Below are 14,790 nucleotides of genomic sequence, written 5' to 3' on the forward strand. Positions count from 1 at the left end.
CGGTGACCGCCGGGCTAGGACTGTTCGAGGACACCGGGCAATCCCTTCGTGTAGAGCGCGGCCTGGAAGGTCGACAGCGGCGGTGCCGACGGGATCTGCTGCTGCCCGGCGAGGAACACCGCTGCGCTGTGCAGGTTCTCGGCCAGGTTGCCGGGGTTGCCCTCGGTACCGAGCCAGGTGGGCGTGGCCAGTTCGGCCGGCGTCAGATAGGTTCCCTGCTTCAGCTGGTTGGCGGCGTCCTCCGGGGTGGTGCCCAACTGCGCTGCGATGGCCTCGGCGGCGGCCTGCGGATCGTCGTGGATCACAGTGAGCGCCCGTGCCTGCACCTTGCGCCAGGTGTCGACGACGTCGGGATGGGCGTTGGCGAAGTCGGTGGCGACCACACCGAGGTCCAGCGTCGGCTTTCCGTCGGTGGCGAGCTGTCGGCTGGTGATGAGAGTCTTTCCGTCCTTGCGCAATTCGTCCAGCGTGGGCAGCCAGGTGTAGACGGCGTCGACGTCGCCACGCTGCCAGGCGGCCAGCGAAGCCTGCGGCTGCAGGTCGATGATGTCGACGTCGGCGGGCTTGACCCCGGCCTGCTCGAGTGCGGCGAGCAGACTGTAGTGCGCGGTCGAGGCGAAGGCGGTGGCCACCCGCTTGCCCTTGAGGTCGGCGACAGTGTTGATGCCGGTGCCGTTACGGGCGACGAGCGCCTCGTTGTCGCCGGCGACGTCGAGGACGAAGGCCACCTGGTACGGAATGTTCAGCGGCTGTGAGAGGCCACGTGCCACCGGGCTGGATCCGATTGCGCCGAAGTCGATCTGCTTGGCGACGAAGGCGGTGTTGACGTCGGCACCGGAATCGAACTTGGTCCACTTGATGTTGTAGTCCGGGAGTGCCTCCTCCAGCCACCTGTTGTTCTTGACGATCAGGTCGCCACTCGGAAAGGACTGGTAGGCAAGGCGGATCGTCGGCTTCCCGGAGTCCGCGCCGGACTTGTCCACCGAGCAGCCCACCAGGGCGAGCAGGACCGCGGTGACGGCGGCGACGAGTGCGGCCACCGTACGCAGCGGGGATCGTCGGAGTTGAGATGTCATGAGAGGTCAGGCCTTTCCGCGCCAGGGCACCGTGCGGTGCTCGATCACCCGGAGTACGGCGTCGATGATCAGACCGGACAGTCCGATCAGGGCGATTCCGACGAGTACCACGGGGGTGTTGTTGTAATTGCTTGCGTCCTTGACGACACCGCCGATACCGGGGATGCCGTTGAAGAGTTCGGCGGCGACCACCGATGAGTATGCGATGCCCACCGACAACCGGATTCCGGTGAACGTCTCCGGCAGGGCGGCCGGGACGACGACGTCGGTGATCACCTCACGACGGGAGGCGCCCAGTGCGCGTGCCGCCTCGACCAGTGCCACCGGCGCCGCGCCGACCGCTGCCGTCGTCGCCACCGCCGCGGGTGGCAACGCGGCCAGGGCCAGCAGGGTCACCTTGGGTGCCTCGTCGATGCCGAGCCAGATGACCAGGAGGAAGAAGTACGCGAGGGGCGGAAGTGCCCGCAGGAAGGTCAGCCAGGGTTCGAGCAGCCGGCGGACCCACGGAATGGACCCCATGACCAGACCCAGGAGCACACCGGCGGCGACGCCGATCACCACACCGAGCAGTACTCGGCGCAATGTCATGTACAGGTGTTCCCACCAGTAGTAGCCGGCGTAGCCGATCACGCCGTCGTGGGTGGTCGACATGTCCACGAAGGCCTGCCACACGGTGCCGAGTCGCGGGACGAAGGTCTCGGTCCACACTCCGCTGATGGCGATCAGTTGCCACACGACCAGGAACAGCACCAGCGACAGCAGCGGGAGGCCCACCTGAAGTGCGATGGTGCGCCACCGCGACCGGGTGTCGGTCTTCTCCGCACCCGGTTGCCCGCCGCGTTCCTCGTCGGCGGTGATGTCTACGAACAAAGTCACCAGGCATGTCTATTCGCGATGGTGCATCGGCAACAGGGTTTACATCTCGGTGAGGAAATATCGTCCTACGGCTGCGATGATGTCCGAATTCTGGGTGGCCGATTCCGGGTGGCCTGATTCTGGGCGGCAACCGCGGCAACCGCGGCAGCCGGGTGAGCCGGGTGAGCCGGCGGGTCAGCCCCGGATACCCAGCCAGAGCGCCAGACCCAGTCCCCCGATTCCGACGGCGATCCGCAGCGGCTCGGCGGGAAGACGTTTCACGGCAGGTGGTCCGCACCAGCCGCCGACCAGGCAGCCGATCGCCATCGCGAGGGCGGCAACCCAGTGCACGTGACCGGAGAAGGCGAAGCCGATGGCGGCCACGAGATTCGCCACGCCCAGGAACAGTGATTTCAAGAGGGTTGCGCGCCAGAGCGGTTCACTGGTGACGACGAGGGCGAGGGCCAAGAGCACGATTCCGGCGCCGGCGCCGAAGTAGCCACCGTAGATCGAGATGATGCCCAGGCCGATGTACCAGATCCAGGGCCGGTCAGCATGTTTCGAGGCGATCCGACGCAGCCGGGGTTGGGCGAGCAGCGCCACCGACGCCAGGGCGACGAGGTACGGCACGATGATCCGGAACGAGTCGGGTGGCGCGAGGATCAGCACGAGAGCCCCGATGGTGCCGCCGATCAGGGCGGCGACGACGCCGATTCCGAGCCGACGCCGGTCGCCGTCGAGCAACACACGCCCCGATTGGCTCATACTGCCGACGCCCACCGACACCAGTGCGACGGTGTTGGTGATGTTGGCGGAGATGGGGCTCAGCCCGACGGCGAGCAGGGCGGGATAGCTGACCAGGGAGGCCATGCCGGTGACATAGCCGATGAGGCCCGCACCGAAGCCCGCGAGGATGAGCAGTGCGAACTGCAGAATGGTCACCGGCGACGCCCGTCACGCCCGGTCAACGCGGACGAGCGCCCGGTCAACGCGGACGAGGGCCCAGTCAACGCCGACGAGCGCCCGGTCAACGCCGACGAGGGCCCAGTCAACGCGGACGAGCGCCCAGTCAACGCGATCGAGCGCCCGGTCAACGGGATCGAGGGCCCGGTCAACGCGATCGAGCGCCCGGTCAACGGGATCGGGGGCACGGTGAAGAGAATCGGGCGCCCGATGAACGTGTTCGGGCGCCCGATCAACGGATCAGTGGGCGAAGTGCCGGGCACCGGTGAGGTACAGGGTGATGCCCGCCTCCGACGCCGCCTCGATCACCTCGGTGTCGCGGATCGAACCGCCGGGCTGCACCACCGCGGTGACGCCACCGGCGATGAGCACCTCCAGGCCGTCCGGGAACGGGAAGAAGGCATCCGATGCCGCGGCACTGCCGGCGGCACGCTCACCGGCACGGTTGACGGCCAGGTGAGCGGAGTCGACGCGGTTGACCTGCCCCATACCGACGCCCACCGAGGCACCGTCCTTGGCCAGCAGGATCGCATTGGACTTCACCGAACGGCAAGCACGCCAAGCGAACTCGAGATCGGCGAGGACCTCCGGGGTGGCCGGGGCGCCGGAAACCAGCGTCCAGTTGGCCGGGTCGTCGCCGGCGGCGTCGAGCACGTCGCGCTGCTGCATCAGCAGTCCGCCGGAGATGGGTCGGGTCTCGATCCCGGCGCGCTGCGGCGGCACGGCCCGCAGGATGCGGATGTTCTTCTTGCGCTGCAACACCGACAGCGCACCGTCGGCGAAACCGGGGGCGATGATGACCTCGGTGAAGATCTCGGCGACCTGTTCGGCCATCTCGACGGTGATCTCCCGGTTGGCCGCGATCACACCGCCGTAGGCGCTGACCGGGTCGCAGGCATGTGCCTTGCGGTGGGCCTCACCGATGTCGGCGCCCACCGCGATGCCACACGGGTTGGCGTGCTTGATGATCGCGACGGCCGGCTGGTCGAAGTCGTGTGCGCTGCGCCAGGCGGCGTCGGAGTCGGTGTAGTTGTTGTAGCTCATCTCCTTGCCGTGCAGCTGCTCGGCGGAGGCCAGACCGTGGTAGTCGGAGTTGGAGAGGTACAGCGCCGCCGACTGGTGCGGGTTCTCGCCGTAGCGCAGCACCGTCGAGCGCGACCAGGTGGCACCGGCCCACTCCGGGAAACGCGAGTTGTCGGGCTCGTGCTTGCCCTCGGCGTCGGCGACCGGCGGGGCCACCACGCTCGACATCCACGAGGCGACCGCCACGTCGTAATCGGCGGTGTGTCGGAATGCCTTGGCGGCCAACTGCTGTCGCTCGGCCAGGCTGAACCCGCCGCCGGCGAGGGCCGCGGTCACGGCGTCGTAGTCACCGGGGTTGGTCACCACCGCGACGGTCGGGTGGTTCTTGGCGGCACCGCGCACCATCGACGGGCCACCGATGTCGATCTGCTCGATGCACTCGTCCGGGGTGGCGCCCGAGGCGACGGTCTGGGTGAACGGGTACAGGTTGACCACGACGAGATCGAACGGCGCCACACCGAGTTCGGCGAGCTGGGCGACGTGCGAGTCCTTGCGGCTGTCGGCGAGGATGCCGGCGTGCACCTTGGGGTGCAGGGTCTTGACCCGGCCGTCCAGGCATTCGGGGAAGCCGGTCAGCTCCGACACCTCGATCACCGGAACACCTTCGGCGGCAATGGTCTTGGCGGTGGAGCCGGTGGAGACGATCTCCACGCCGGCATCCTTGAGGGCCTTCGCCAGATCCGCGAGCCCACTCTTGTCGTAGACGCTGACCAGCGCGCGGCGGATGGGGCGGCGGGTCGCGTCAGTGCTCGGTGCGTTCACGGAATGTGGGCCTTTCGTCCGTCGATGACAACTCCTCGGGTGACAAGATCGGTCACCACGTCGGCGAGCAGCACGCGCTCCACCGACTTGATGCGTTCGTGCAGCGATTCCTCGGTGTCGTCCACCTCGACCGGTACCGCGGTCTGCGCGAGTACCGGACCGGTGTCGACCCCGGAATCCACCAGATGCACGGTGGTGCCGGTCAGTTTGACGCCATAGGCGAGTGCGTCGGCGACGCCGTGGGCGCCGGGGAACGCCGGCAACAGGGCCGGGTGCGAGTTGACGATCCGGCCGGCGAAACGGCCCAGGAATCGGTCCCCGAGGATCTTCATGAACCCCGCTGTCACCACCCAGTCGGGGGCGAGCGCGGCCACGTGGTCACGCAGTGCGGTGTCCCAGGCGTCCCGGTCGGCGTGGTCGCGGAGCTTGCACACGACCAGGGGGATGCCGCGTTCGGCGGCGATCTCACCGGCGCGGCAGTCACGGTCGACGACGATCGCGGTGACCGCGAACGGCGACTGCGGTTCGTCCGCCCGCGCCAGCAACGCTTCCAGGAGTGACCCGGTACCCGAGGCCATCACGACGACCGATGCGCGCGCGGCGGCGCTCGATGCGGATGACGGGGGGTTCACGGCATAGAGCCTAGTGGGCGGCGGTGTCCCGGGACGCGTCGGGGCCCGCGCCGCGCCCGGCGGGGTCGTGGTGCCCGTCGATCCGGTCGGCAGACCCTGCCTCGGCATCGCCGGCGAGGCCACCGGCGTCGTCGGCGGCAGACGTCGCGTACTCGCCGCGGGTGTCGTACCCGTCCCCGGACTCGGCGTCCCCGTATTCGTGATCCCCGTATTCGTGATCCCCGAAACCGTCGACGTCGAGCTGGTCGTCGTCGTAGTCGGTGTCGGTGGAGTCGTGGTCGGTGTCGTCGTAGTCGGTGGACTCGGTGTCGTCGTCATCGAGGATCTCGTCGAAGCCGTCGTCGGTCTCGGTCGACGTGGCCACCGCACCGGACCTGCCCCGGCCCGGCCGGCCGGCCCCTGTGCGGCCGGACCGCAGCCACGGCAACACGTTGTGGACCAGCGCGACGATCACGCCGGCGACGACGATCCACCCGATGGTGAACACCCCGGCGGTGGCGATGGTGATCCCGACACCGCCGACCTCACCGAGCCGGCCACCGGAGAGCTGTCCGAGGACCACGATGATCGTGGCGGCCACCGCGGCGGTCACGGCCAGGCTGCGGGCGTAGACGGCCAGATCGGTCGACCGGCACCGCCAGGCGACGCCGACGGCGATCACGGCGGGGACGGCGAGCCCGATCGGCGCCCAGGCGACGACGTCGGCGGGCAGGATCGCCAGGGCGGGCAGCGGCGGTACCGCCCCGCCGCGGGCCGCGAACAGATCCACCGACACCGCGCCGAGATGGGCCTCGGAACCGACCAGGACGGCTGCGGCTCCGATCATGAGGTTCGGCAGGTAGAGGATGGACAGCACGGTGAGGCCGAGGTAGCCGTCGAAGTCGTAGCCGTCGCCGATCATCTCCCCCACCGACGTCCAGGCGAGGAGCAGGCGCAGCAGGACGAGGATGCCGCCCGCGGCGAAGAGGGCGAGCGCGGCGACCACGCCGTAGCGGATGCCGCGGCGATCGCCGTCGGTGAGCCGGGCGTCGACGAGGTCGCGATTGGCGAGCAGTACGCCGATCGGGGCGGCGACGACGTGGACGAGCAGGGTCTGTCCGAAGGCGCCGAGCGCGTTGGGGCTCTGGATCGGCATCACCGAGGACCCGTCCATCACCACGGCGAGGCAGATCGCGGTGGTCAGCAGCGGACCGGCCACGGCCGCGACGATGACGGTGAGCCGTTCGGTGCCGTGCCGGGTGCGGCTCGCCGACCCGGCGATCAGCGCGGTCCCGGCGGCGACGAGCAGGGTGGGCAGGATCGGCAGGACCCCGATGGTGACACCGCCGAAGGTGATCGGGACCTGGTGCACCGCAAGCCAGCACGCGGCGACCGCCGACGGCACCGCCGACAGCGCGCCCCCGGCCATCAGCTGTACGGCCAGGATGATCAGCACCGCCACCGACACGGTGATCAGCGGGACGCCGAAGGCGATGAGGATCAGTTCACGCGCGCCACGTTCGGGTCGGCCACCGTGTTCACGGCGAGCCCGACGCGCCTCACGGAGTCGGGTCGCGAGGCTGTCGGCGGCGGAGACTGATCTGATCGTGGGCATCGGGTCGAGCGTGACACGTGGGACTCCTGAGGTCACACCGACGCGCCGGTCCGAACCCAGAAAGCGACCAATCGCACCGAATGTCCGATATGGTCCCGGTCCGCATCCCGGGGTTCGGCCCATCACATGCCCCGGCCCCGGACCGCACGTGGCGGGTCCGGGGCCGAGGTGATCGATCTGTGGCGCGCGGGGTCAACCGGCGCGCGTGGTCAGCTGCCGGCCTGGGGCGGTTCCGGCTTCTTGAACACCGCGGTGGCACCCTCGGCACCCGGCACGCCCTCGGCACCGGCCTGCGGACTCGCCGCTGCGCCCGGCGTCTCGGGGGTCGACGGGGTGTCCGACGCGGACGTGGATCCGGACGGCGCGGCGTGCTGGGCCTGCCCGTAGCCGGCGTAGGACGACGGGTCATAGGTCGGAGCGGCACCCGGCTGCGAGCCATAGCCCGCGGCCCCGGCGGCCGACGAGCCCGCACCGTAGGTCGAACCGGCCCCATAGGACCCGTAGGACGACTCACTGCCATAGGACGGGGCCGCACCGTAGGTGGTCGCGGCGTCGGCCGACGGCAGCGCAGCGGTGCCCGGGGTCGCGGTGCCCGGGGTGGAGGTCACACCGGGGGTGGAGGCGACGCCCGCAGCGGCCGCGGTGGCCGGGGTCGCGGCGGCAGATCCGGCGGCGGTCTCGACGCCCGCGGTCTTGAGGACACCCAGGTCGATCAACAGCCATGCGATCGCGAGCAGGAAGTTCAGGATCGACAGCACGAGCAGGATGATGGCGCCCGCCCCGTGGCTCAGCTCGATTCCGAACTGGCTGGAGGTGTCGGCGCCCGCGTAGGTGAGGATGGTCAGGAGCATGCCCGCGGTGGCACCGGCGGCGACCAGCGGCGCCACCCGGAATCCCTTGATCAGGCCGGTGAAGGCGAGTGCCGCGACGAGCACGACGACACCGTAGGCGCCGGCGAGGTCGCTCGAGAGCAGCCGGATCGACTCGGACCCGCGCCCGGTGTCGACCGTCCAGCCCGCGGCGAATCCGCAGAACAGCACCACCAGGCCGAGGACACCGATGGTGCCGGCCAGTGCCGGTGCGACGATCGGGGGGACGCCGGCGAACGGCTGCTTGGGTGCGGCTGCGGGCTGGCCGTAGCCGTAGCCCTGCTGGGCCCCGTACGGCTGATCCCCGTACCCCTGCTGGCCATACCCCTGCTGACCCGGCGCCTGCTGGCCGTACCCCTGCTGGCCCGGCGCCTGCTGGCCGTAATCCTGCTGGCCGTAGCCCTGCTGACCGTAGCCCTGCTGGCCCGCGGCCTGCTGCCCGTACGAATCCTGCCCGTATCCGGGCTGCGACCCGTACGACTGGTCGCCGTATCCCTGCTGGCCGTACCCCTGCTGGCCGTAGTTCTGCCCCGACTCGGGCTGCTGCCCGTAGCCCGGTCCTCCGGATTGATAGGTCATCTGATTTCTCCAGACTGATCCGATTGTCGGACTCATGCGATGTCTCACGCCCCCGGGCGCACTGCCGACCACGCTAATACATCTGCCGAGTCCGCCACAGGGACCGACCGGCCGGCGAGCACTCGCCGTCGACGACGCCGCAGGTCACCATCGGTGTTCGGCACCTCGCTGCGAGTACCACCCGATCAGGGTCGGGTCGTCGATCGACCGCGGATCGATGTCGACGGGACGTCCGGCCAGGATCGAGGTCACCGGCACCTCCAGCTTCTTGCCGGTGCGCGTGTGCGGGATTCCCGGGGCCGCGATCACCTCGTCGGGTACGTGCCGGGGCGACAGTCGTGTCCGGATCTCGCGGGCGATCCGGGCGGTGAGTTCGTCGTCGACCTCGGCCGTGCCGACGAGTGTGACGAACAGCGGCATCCAGTAGGCACCGTCGGGTCCGTCGACGCCGAGCACGAAGGCCTCGGCGATCTCGTCGATCCCCTCGACGACCTCGTAGATGTCGGCCGAGCCCATCCGGATCCCGTTGCGGTTCAACGTGGCATCGCTGCGTCCGTGGATCACCAGGGAGCCCCGGTCGGTCACCGTCACCCAGTCACCGTGCCGCCACACCGGTGTACGACGGGCCCCGTCCCCGGTCCAATGATGGTCGAAATAGGCTGCGCGATAACGCACTCCGTCGTCGTCCTGCCAGAATCCCACCGGCATGGACGGCATCGGTGCGGTGATCACCATCTCGCCCACCTCCCCGATCAGCGGGGTGGTGTCGGGCGCCCAGCTCTCCAGTGCCACACCGAGATAGCGCACCGAGAGTTCTCCGGCCACCACCGGCACCCCCACCGATCCGCCGGCGAACGCGGTGACGACGTCGGTACCACCGCTGATCGACGAGACCGGCAGTCCCGGTGCCACCGTGGTGTCGATCCAGTCGAACAGGTCACCGGCGAGCGAGGATCCGGTGCTGCCGATGGTGCGCAGTGCCGACAGGTCGTGGTCACGTCCGGGAACCAGGCCCGCCTTGCGGGACGCCTGGAGCTGGCCCGGACTGGTCCCGAACCAGGTGACCTTCTCGTCGGCGACGACGCGCCAGAGCCGGTCGGCGTCGGGGTGCAGCGCAGAACCGCTGTAGCAGACGATGGTCGACCCGCACAGCAGTCCGGCGATCTGGTAGTTCCACATCATCCAGCTCAGCGCGGTCTGCCAGAAGAAGACGTCACCGGCGTCGAGGTCGGCGTGCAGCCCGGCCGCCTTGAGGTGTTCGAGTACCACCCCGCCATGTCCGTGCACGATCCCCTTGGGCCGGCCGGTGGTCCCCGAACTGAACAGCACCCACAGCGGATGGTCGAAGTCCACCGGTACCGGCGCCACCGGCGCACGTCCCGGCGCCACCGCGTCGTCGTAGGACAGCATCCGGGCGGTACCCGCGGGTTGCCGTGTGGGATCCCCGACGACGATGTGTCCGACCAGACCGGGCAGCGACGCGGCGAGTTCGGCGCTGTCGGCGCATTTGTCGATGTCCTTGCCGTTGTACCGGTAGCCGTCGGCGGTGACCAGGACCTTGGGCGCCAGTTGCGCGAGCCGGCCGGCCGCCCCGGCCGGTGCGTAGTCCTGGCCGCATCCCGACCAGATCGCCCCGAGCGACGCCGCCCCCAGGAATGCGACGACCGCCTCGCCGATGTCGGGCAGGTAGCCGGCGACCACGTCGCCCTCGGTCACCCCCAGTTCGCGGAGGGTGGCGGCGAAGGCGCCGACCAGACCCGGCAGCGCCCGCCAGGTGATCTCGGTGCGCACCCCGTCCTCGTCGACGCCGATGATCGCCGGACGGTCGGCGGTTGCATCGGCACCGGCCGCGTGGCCGTGCCGCAGGATCGCGTCGACGTAGTTGAGGCGGACCCCGGGGAACCACCGCGCCCCGGGCATCTGTGCCGACGCCAGCACCGCGCCGTCGCCGTCGGCGAGCGGCCCGGCGATCGCGTCGAGATCGAAGAACTGCCAGACCGCACGCCAGAACCGGGCCGGATGGGTCACCGACCACGTCCACAGCTCGTCGTAGCCGTCGGCGGTGACACCGAATTCCTCTGCCACGCGGTCGCCGAACGCATCCATCTGCGTCCGCCGCGACGGCGTCGTCGAACCGGTCTCACCGCTCATCGCTACAACCCCAGGATCTCGACGGCTTCCTCGCGCATCTGTACCTTGCGTACCTTACCGGTCACCGTCATCGGGAACTCCTTGACGACGTGCACATATCGCGGGATCTTGTGGCGGGCGATCTTGCCGGTGGCGAACGCACGCACGTCCTCGGCGGTCAGTTCGAGTGCGCCGTCACGCATCCGGATCCACGCCATCAGTTCCTCGCCGTAGGTGGTGTCGGGAACACCGATCACCTGTGCGTCGAGGATGTCGGGATGGGTGTAGAGGAACTCCTCGATCTCCCGCGGATAGATGTTCTCGCCACCCCGGATCACCATGTCCTTGATCCGGCCGGTGATCCGCACATAGCCGTTCGGATCCATCACCGCGAGGTCTCCGGTACGCATCCACGGTTGCCCGTCGGCATCGCCCGGCGCATGCCGCAGCGCCTCGGCGGTCTTCTCCGGATTGTTCCAATACCCTTGCATCACACTGTAACCACGAGTGCAGAACTCACCGGTCGTACCGCGCGGCAGGATCTCGCCGGTCATCGGGTCGACCACCGAGATCTCCAGGTGCGGCCCGACCCGGCCGACGGTGGTGACACGCAGTTCCAGTGTGTCGTCGACGCGGGTCTGGGTGGACACCGGGGACGTCTCGGTCATGCCGTAGCAGATCGACACCTCGCTCATGTGCATCCGGTCGACCACCTGCCGCATCACCGACTCCGGGCAGGGGGACCCGGCCATGACGCCGGTCCGCAGGGTCGACAGGTCGTGGTCGGCACCCGCATCGAGCAGGGCGAGCTCGGCGATGAACATCGTCGGTACCCCGTACAGGCTGGTGCAGCCGTACTCGGCGACGGCGGCCAGGGTGGCCTCCGGGTCGAAGGTCGGCGCCGGGATCACCATGGCCGCACCATGACTGGTGGCCGCGAGATTTCCCATCACCATCCCGAAGCAGTGGTAGAACGGCACCGGGATACAGATCGCGTCGGTCTCGGAGTAGTTCAGCAACTCCCCCACCAGGTACCCGTTGTTGCCGATGTTGCGGTGTGTGAGTGTGGCACCCTTGGGGAAACCGGTTGTGCCCGAGGTGTACTGGATGTTGATCGCATCGTCGGCGGTCAGCGTTGCGGCGCGGGCGGCCACGGCGTCGAGCTCGTCGGCCGACGCCTCCCGGTTGGCATCGGCCCACTCCGGCGACTCGAACAGCACCACCGTGCCCAGCTCCGGGGCCTGCGGGCGTGCCGCGTCGAGCATGCCGGCATAGTCGGAGTCCTTGTACCGTTCGGCGGCGAAGACCACACTGCTACCCGACTGGATCAGCGCGTACTCGAGCTCGTGCTGACGATAGGCCGGGTTCAGGTTCACCAGGATCGCGCCGATCTCGGCGGTGGCGTACTGGGTGAGCACCCACTCGGCTCGATTGGGTGACCAGAGACCCACCCGGTCGCCGGCGGCGACGCCGAGCCGCAGCAGACCGGCGGCCAGGGCCAGCACATCGCGCCGGAACTCGGTGTAGGTCCACTGACGCCGGGCGGGCGCGTCGACCAGGGCGAGGCGGTCACCGAAGGCGGCCGTCGTGCGCGCCAGGGTCTGCCCGATGGTCTCACCCAACAGTGCGGGCTCGGATTCCCCACGGGCGTGGGACAGTTCGGCCATTCTGGTTCACTTCCTCTGTGTGCCAGTACGTTCCGGCGGTCGGGTGGGTCAGGGGGTGGCGGCGGCGCGGGAGAGCACCGCCTCGGCCTGGCGCAGTACCGGGCCGTCGATCATCTGTCCGTCGATGCTGAACACACCGCCGTGGAACTCCTCGGAGCCGTCGACGACGCGTCGCGCCCATGCGATCTCGTCGTCGGTCGGCTGATAGCCGGCACGGATGGTCGGCACCTGTGACGGGTGGATGCAGGCGGTGGCGGCATAGCCGAGTGCGACCGCATCGGTCACCTCGGCGACCAGCCCGGCCTCGTCACGGAAGTCCAGGTGCACGGCGTCCACGGCGAACTTGCCGGTGGCCGCCGCGGCCAGCCGGACCTGGGCACGGGCATAGCGGGCGACGTCGCGATAGGTGCCCGGGTCGGGTTCGCCGGGACCGAAGCGGCTGGACTTGCCGCCGAGCCCGGCCACGAGGTCTTCGGCACCCCACATCAATCCGATGCAGTTGACCGCCGCGGCGATCTGGTTGGCGGCCACCACCCCGAGCGGGGTCTCGACGAGCGCGATGGTCTGCAGGCCGTGTGCGGTGATCGTCTCCGGTGTCTCGGCCTTCGCCTGCATCACCACCCGGTAGTGGGTGTCGGTGAGGGCGGCCAGATCACGGGCGTGATCGCGGGTGCCGGCCGGATTGATCCGGACGACGGTGCGATCGGGGTCGAGCGGGTGGGCGATCAGCGCCGCGCGGGCGTCGTCGCGGTTGTCCGGCGACACCGCGTCCTCGAGGTCGAGGATCACCACGTCGGCCCGCTCGGCGGCCTTGGTGTACCGCTCGGGCCGGTCGGCCGGACAGAACAGCATGGCCGGTCCCGGTGGCATCCAGGAATGTTCGAGGGATTCGACGGTGTTCGGCGTCGTCATGACGTCAGGACTCCTCGGTGGGGCGTTTGCGGACGAGGGTGGCCCGGGCGGCGCGCGCCACGACCTGCCCGTGCTGGTTACGGCCGACGTGGACCAAGTTCACCACGCCCTCACCGGGACGGGACCGGGATTCGCGTTTTCCGGTGCACTCGGTCTCGGCGTAGATCGTGTCCCCGGCGAACAGCGGTGCGGGAAAGGCGACCTCGCTGAAACCGAGGTTGGCCACCAGCGTGCCCTGGGTCAGCTGCGACACCGACAGCCCGACGATGGTCGACAGCGTGAACATCGAGTTGATCAGCCGCTGACCGTCGAAGCCGGGCTGGGTGGCCGACCATGCGGCGTCGAGGTGCAATGCCTGGGTGTTCATCGTGAGTGTGGTGAACAGGACGTTGTCGGCCTCGGTGACGGTACGGCCGGGCCGGTGCTCGTAGACCGTGCCCTCGGCGAACTCCTCGAACCACAGTCCGCGCTGGGTGATCCGGATCGGGGTGCCCGCGGCGGTGTCGATCTCGCCGGTGCTCATGCGAAGCCCAGCTCGCGGGCGATCAGCATGAGCTGCACCTCGGTGGTGCCCTCACCGATCTCGAGGATCTTGGAGTCGCGGTAGTGTCGCGCCACCGGGTACTCGTTCATGAAGCCGTAGCCGCCGTGGATCTGGGTGGCCATACGGGCATTGTCCATCGCGGCCTCGCTGGCGATCATCTTGGCGATCGATGCCTCCTTCTTGAACGGCTTGCCCGCCAGCATCTTCGCCGCCGCATCGTAGTAGGCGGTCCGGGCGACATGGGCGCGCGCCTCCATCCGGGCGATCGCGAACGAGACCGACTGGTACTCGCCGATCGGGCGGCCGAACGACTGTCGTTCCTTGGCGTACTTGATGCTCTCGTCGACGCAGCCCTGCGCGGCACCGGTGGCGAGCGCGGCGATCGCGACGCGTCCCTCGTCGAGGATCGACAGGAAGTTGGCGTAGCCGCGGCCACGCTCCCCGAGCAGGTTCTCCTTGGGTACGCGGACGTCGACGAAGGTCAGCGGATGGGTGTCCGAGGCATTCCAGCCGACCTTGTTGTAGGCCGGTTCGGCGGTGAATCCAGGCGTGCCCGCCGGCACGATGATGGTCGAGATCTCCTTGCGGCCATCGTCTTTGGTACCGGTCACGGCGGTGACGGTGACCAGCGAGGTGATGTCGGTGCCGGAGTTGGTGATGAACTGCTTGGCGCCGTTGACGACCCACGAGTCCCCGTCGTCGACGGCGGTGGTGGCGGTGGCCCCGGCGTCCGAGCCCGCCCCGGGCTCGGTGAGCCCGAATCCAGCGAGGGCGGCCCCGGAGGTGAGGTCGGGCAGCCAGCGTTCCTTCTGCTCGGGTGTGCCGTACTTGTGGATCGGCATGGCACCCAGGCTCACCCCGGCCTCGAGGGTGATCGCCACCGACTGGTCCACCTTGCCGAGTTCCTCCAGGGCCAGGGCGAGGGCGAAGTAGTCGCCGCCCATGCCGCCGTGCTCCTCGGGGAAGGGCAGGCCGAACAGCCCCATCTTGCCCATCTGGGCGACGACCTCGTACGGGAAGCTGTGTTCGGCATCGTGTTTCGCGGCGACCGGTGCCACCACCGACTGCGCGAAGTCGCGCACGGTGTGGATCAGGTCGGTGTATTCCTGGGTCAGTTCCATCGA

Annotated in this window: 12 protein-coding genes; all 12 read right to left on the reverse strand. The window is 69.2% G+C overall.

Going from position 1 to position 14,790, the window contains the following annotated elements; translation table 11 throughout:
* Nucleotides 1-14: 14 nt before the first annotated feature.
* Nucleotides 15-1,076, reverse strand: a complete 1,062-nt coding sequence (locus tag Q9K23_RS06520) for a glycine betaine ABC transporter substrate-binding protein (protein ID WP_053776882.1) — start codon at nucleotides 1,074-1,076, stop codon at nucleotides 15-17.
* A gap of 6 nt (nucleotides 1,077-1,082) precedes the next feature.
* The gene (locus Q9K23_RS06525; protein ID WP_053776883.1) at nucleotides 1,083-1,952 is read right to left on the reverse strand and encodes an ABC transporter permease; all 870 of its coding nucleotides are present in this window, start codon (nucleotides 1,950-1,952) and stop codon (nucleotides 1,083-1,085) included.
* 174 nt (nucleotides 1,953-2,126) lie between these two features.
* On the reverse strand, nucleotides 2,127-2,873 hold the full coding sequence (locus Q9K23_RS06530; RefSeq protein WP_020791854.1) for a sulfite exporter TauE/SafE family protein: 747 nt from the start codon (nucleotides 2,871-2,873) through the stop codon (nucleotides 2,127-2,129).
* 261 nt (nucleotides 2,874-3,134) lie between these two features.
* Entirely contained in the window at nucleotides 3,135-4,739 is a 1,605-nt protein-coding gene (purH, locus tag Q9K23_RS06535) for a bifunctional phosphoribosylaminoimidazolecarboxamide formyltransferase/IMP cyclohydrolase (protein ID WP_020791856.1), read from the reverse strand.
* Nucleotides 4,736-5,317: a phosphoribosylglycinamide formyltransferase gene (gene purN, locus Q9K23_RS06540; RefSeq protein WP_261977832.1), complete on the reverse strand. Its 582-nt coding sequence runs from the start codon at nucleotides 5,315-5,317 to the stop codon at nucleotides 4,736-4,738. The genes purH and purN overlap by 4 nt, the downstream gene beginning before the upstream one ends.
* A 64-nt stretch (nucleotides 5,318-5,381) precedes the next feature.
* Complete coding sequence (locus Q9K23_RS06545; RefSeq protein ID WP_305950433.1) at nucleotides 5,382-6,965, reverse strand: DUF6350 family protein; 1,584 nt, start codon at nucleotides 6,963-6,965, stop codon at nucleotides 5,382-5,384.
* A 209-nt stretch (nucleotides 6,966-7,174) separates the two neighbouring features.
* The gene (locus Q9K23_RS06550) at nucleotides 7,175-8,413 is read right to left on the reverse strand and encodes a DUF5336 domain-containing protein (protein WP_305950434.1); all 1,239 of its coding nucleotides are present in this window, start codon (nucleotides 8,411-8,413) and stop codon (nucleotides 7,175-7,177) included.
* A gap of 144 nt (nucleotides 8,414-8,557) precedes the next feature.
* The gene (locus tag Q9K23_RS06555; RefSeq protein ID WP_053776886.1) at nucleotides 8,558-10,564 is read right to left on the reverse strand and encodes an acetoacetate--CoA ligase; all 2,007 of its coding nucleotides are present in this window, start codon (nucleotides 10,562-10,564) and stop codon (nucleotides 8,558-8,560) included.
* A gap of 2 nt (nucleotides 10,565-10,566) precedes the next feature.
* Complete coding sequence (locus Q9K23_RS06560) at nucleotides 10,567-12,210, reverse strand: AMP-binding protein (protein WP_053776887.1); 1,644 nt, start codon at nucleotides 12,208-12,210, stop codon at nucleotides 10,567-10,569.
* Nucleotides 12,211-12,258: 48 nt separating this feature from the next.
* A complete protein-coding gene (locus Q9K23_RS06565; protein ID WP_020792805.1) occupies nucleotides 12,259-13,122 on the reverse strand; it encodes a CoA ester lyase in 864 nt (287 codons plus the stop codon).
* A 4-nt stretch (nucleotides 13,123-13,126) separates the two neighbouring features.
* The gene (locus Q9K23_RS06570; RefSeq protein ID WP_020792804.1) at nucleotides 13,127-13,645 is read right to left on the reverse strand and encodes a MaoC family dehydratase; all 519 of its coding nucleotides are present in this window, start codon (nucleotides 13,643-13,645) and stop codon (nucleotides 13,127-13,129) included.
* Nucleotides 13,642-14,787, reverse strand: coding sequence for an acyl-CoA dehydrogenase family protein (locus Q9K23_RS06575; RefSeq protein WP_053776888.1), 1,146 nt, complete (start codon nucleotides 14,785-14,787; stop codon nucleotides 13,642-13,644). The genes Q9K23_RS06570 and Q9K23_RS06575 overlap by 4 nt, the downstream gene beginning before the upstream one ends.
* Between the last annotated feature and the right edge of the window lie 3 nt (nucleotides 14,788-14,790).

The organism is Gordonia sp. NB41Y, assembly GCF_030718915.1.
Taxonomy (GTDB): Bacteria; Actinomycetota; Actinomycetes; order Mycobacteriales; family Mycobacteriaceae; genus Gordonia; species Gordonia desulfuricans.

Bases quoted from the DNA above. Each gene is read 5' to 3' on its own strand.
- Q9K23_RS06520 (WP_053776882.1), bottom strand. From the start codon at position 1,076: ATGACATCTCAACTCCGACGATCCCCGCTGCGTACGGTGGCCGCACTC.
- purN (WP_261977832.1), bottom strand. From the start codon at position 5,317: ATGGCCTCGGGTACCGGGTCACTCCTGGAAGCGTTGCTGGCGCGGGCG.
- Q9K23_RS06545 (WP_305950433.1), bottom strand. From the start codon at position 6,965: ATGCCCACGATCAGATCAGTCTCCGCCGCCGACAGCCTCGCGACCCGA.
- Q9K23_RS06550 (WP_305950434.1), bottom strand. From the start codon at position 8,413: ATGACCTATCAATCCGGAGGACCGGGCTACGGGCAGCAGCCCGAGTCG.
- Q9K23_RS06555 (WP_053776886.1), bottom strand. From the start codon at position 10,564: ATGAGCGGTGAGACCGGTTCGACGACGCCGTCGCGGCGGACGCAGATG.
- Q9K23_RS06560 (WP_053776887.1), bottom strand. From the start codon at position 12,210: ATGGCCGAACTGTCCCACGCCCGTGGGGAATCCGAGCCCGCACTGTTG.
- Q9K23_RS06565 (WP_020792805.1), bottom strand. From the start codon at position 13,122: ATGACGACGCCGAACACCGTCGAATCCCTCGAACATTCCTGGATGCCA.
- Q9K23_RS06570 (WP_020792804.1), bottom strand. From the start codon at position 13,645: ATGAGCACCGGCGAGATCGACACCGCCGCGGGCACCCCGATCCGGATC.
- Q9K23_RS06575 (WP_053776888.1), bottom strand. From the start codon at position 14,787: ATGGAACTGACCCAGGAATACACCGACCTGATCCACACCGTGCGCGAC.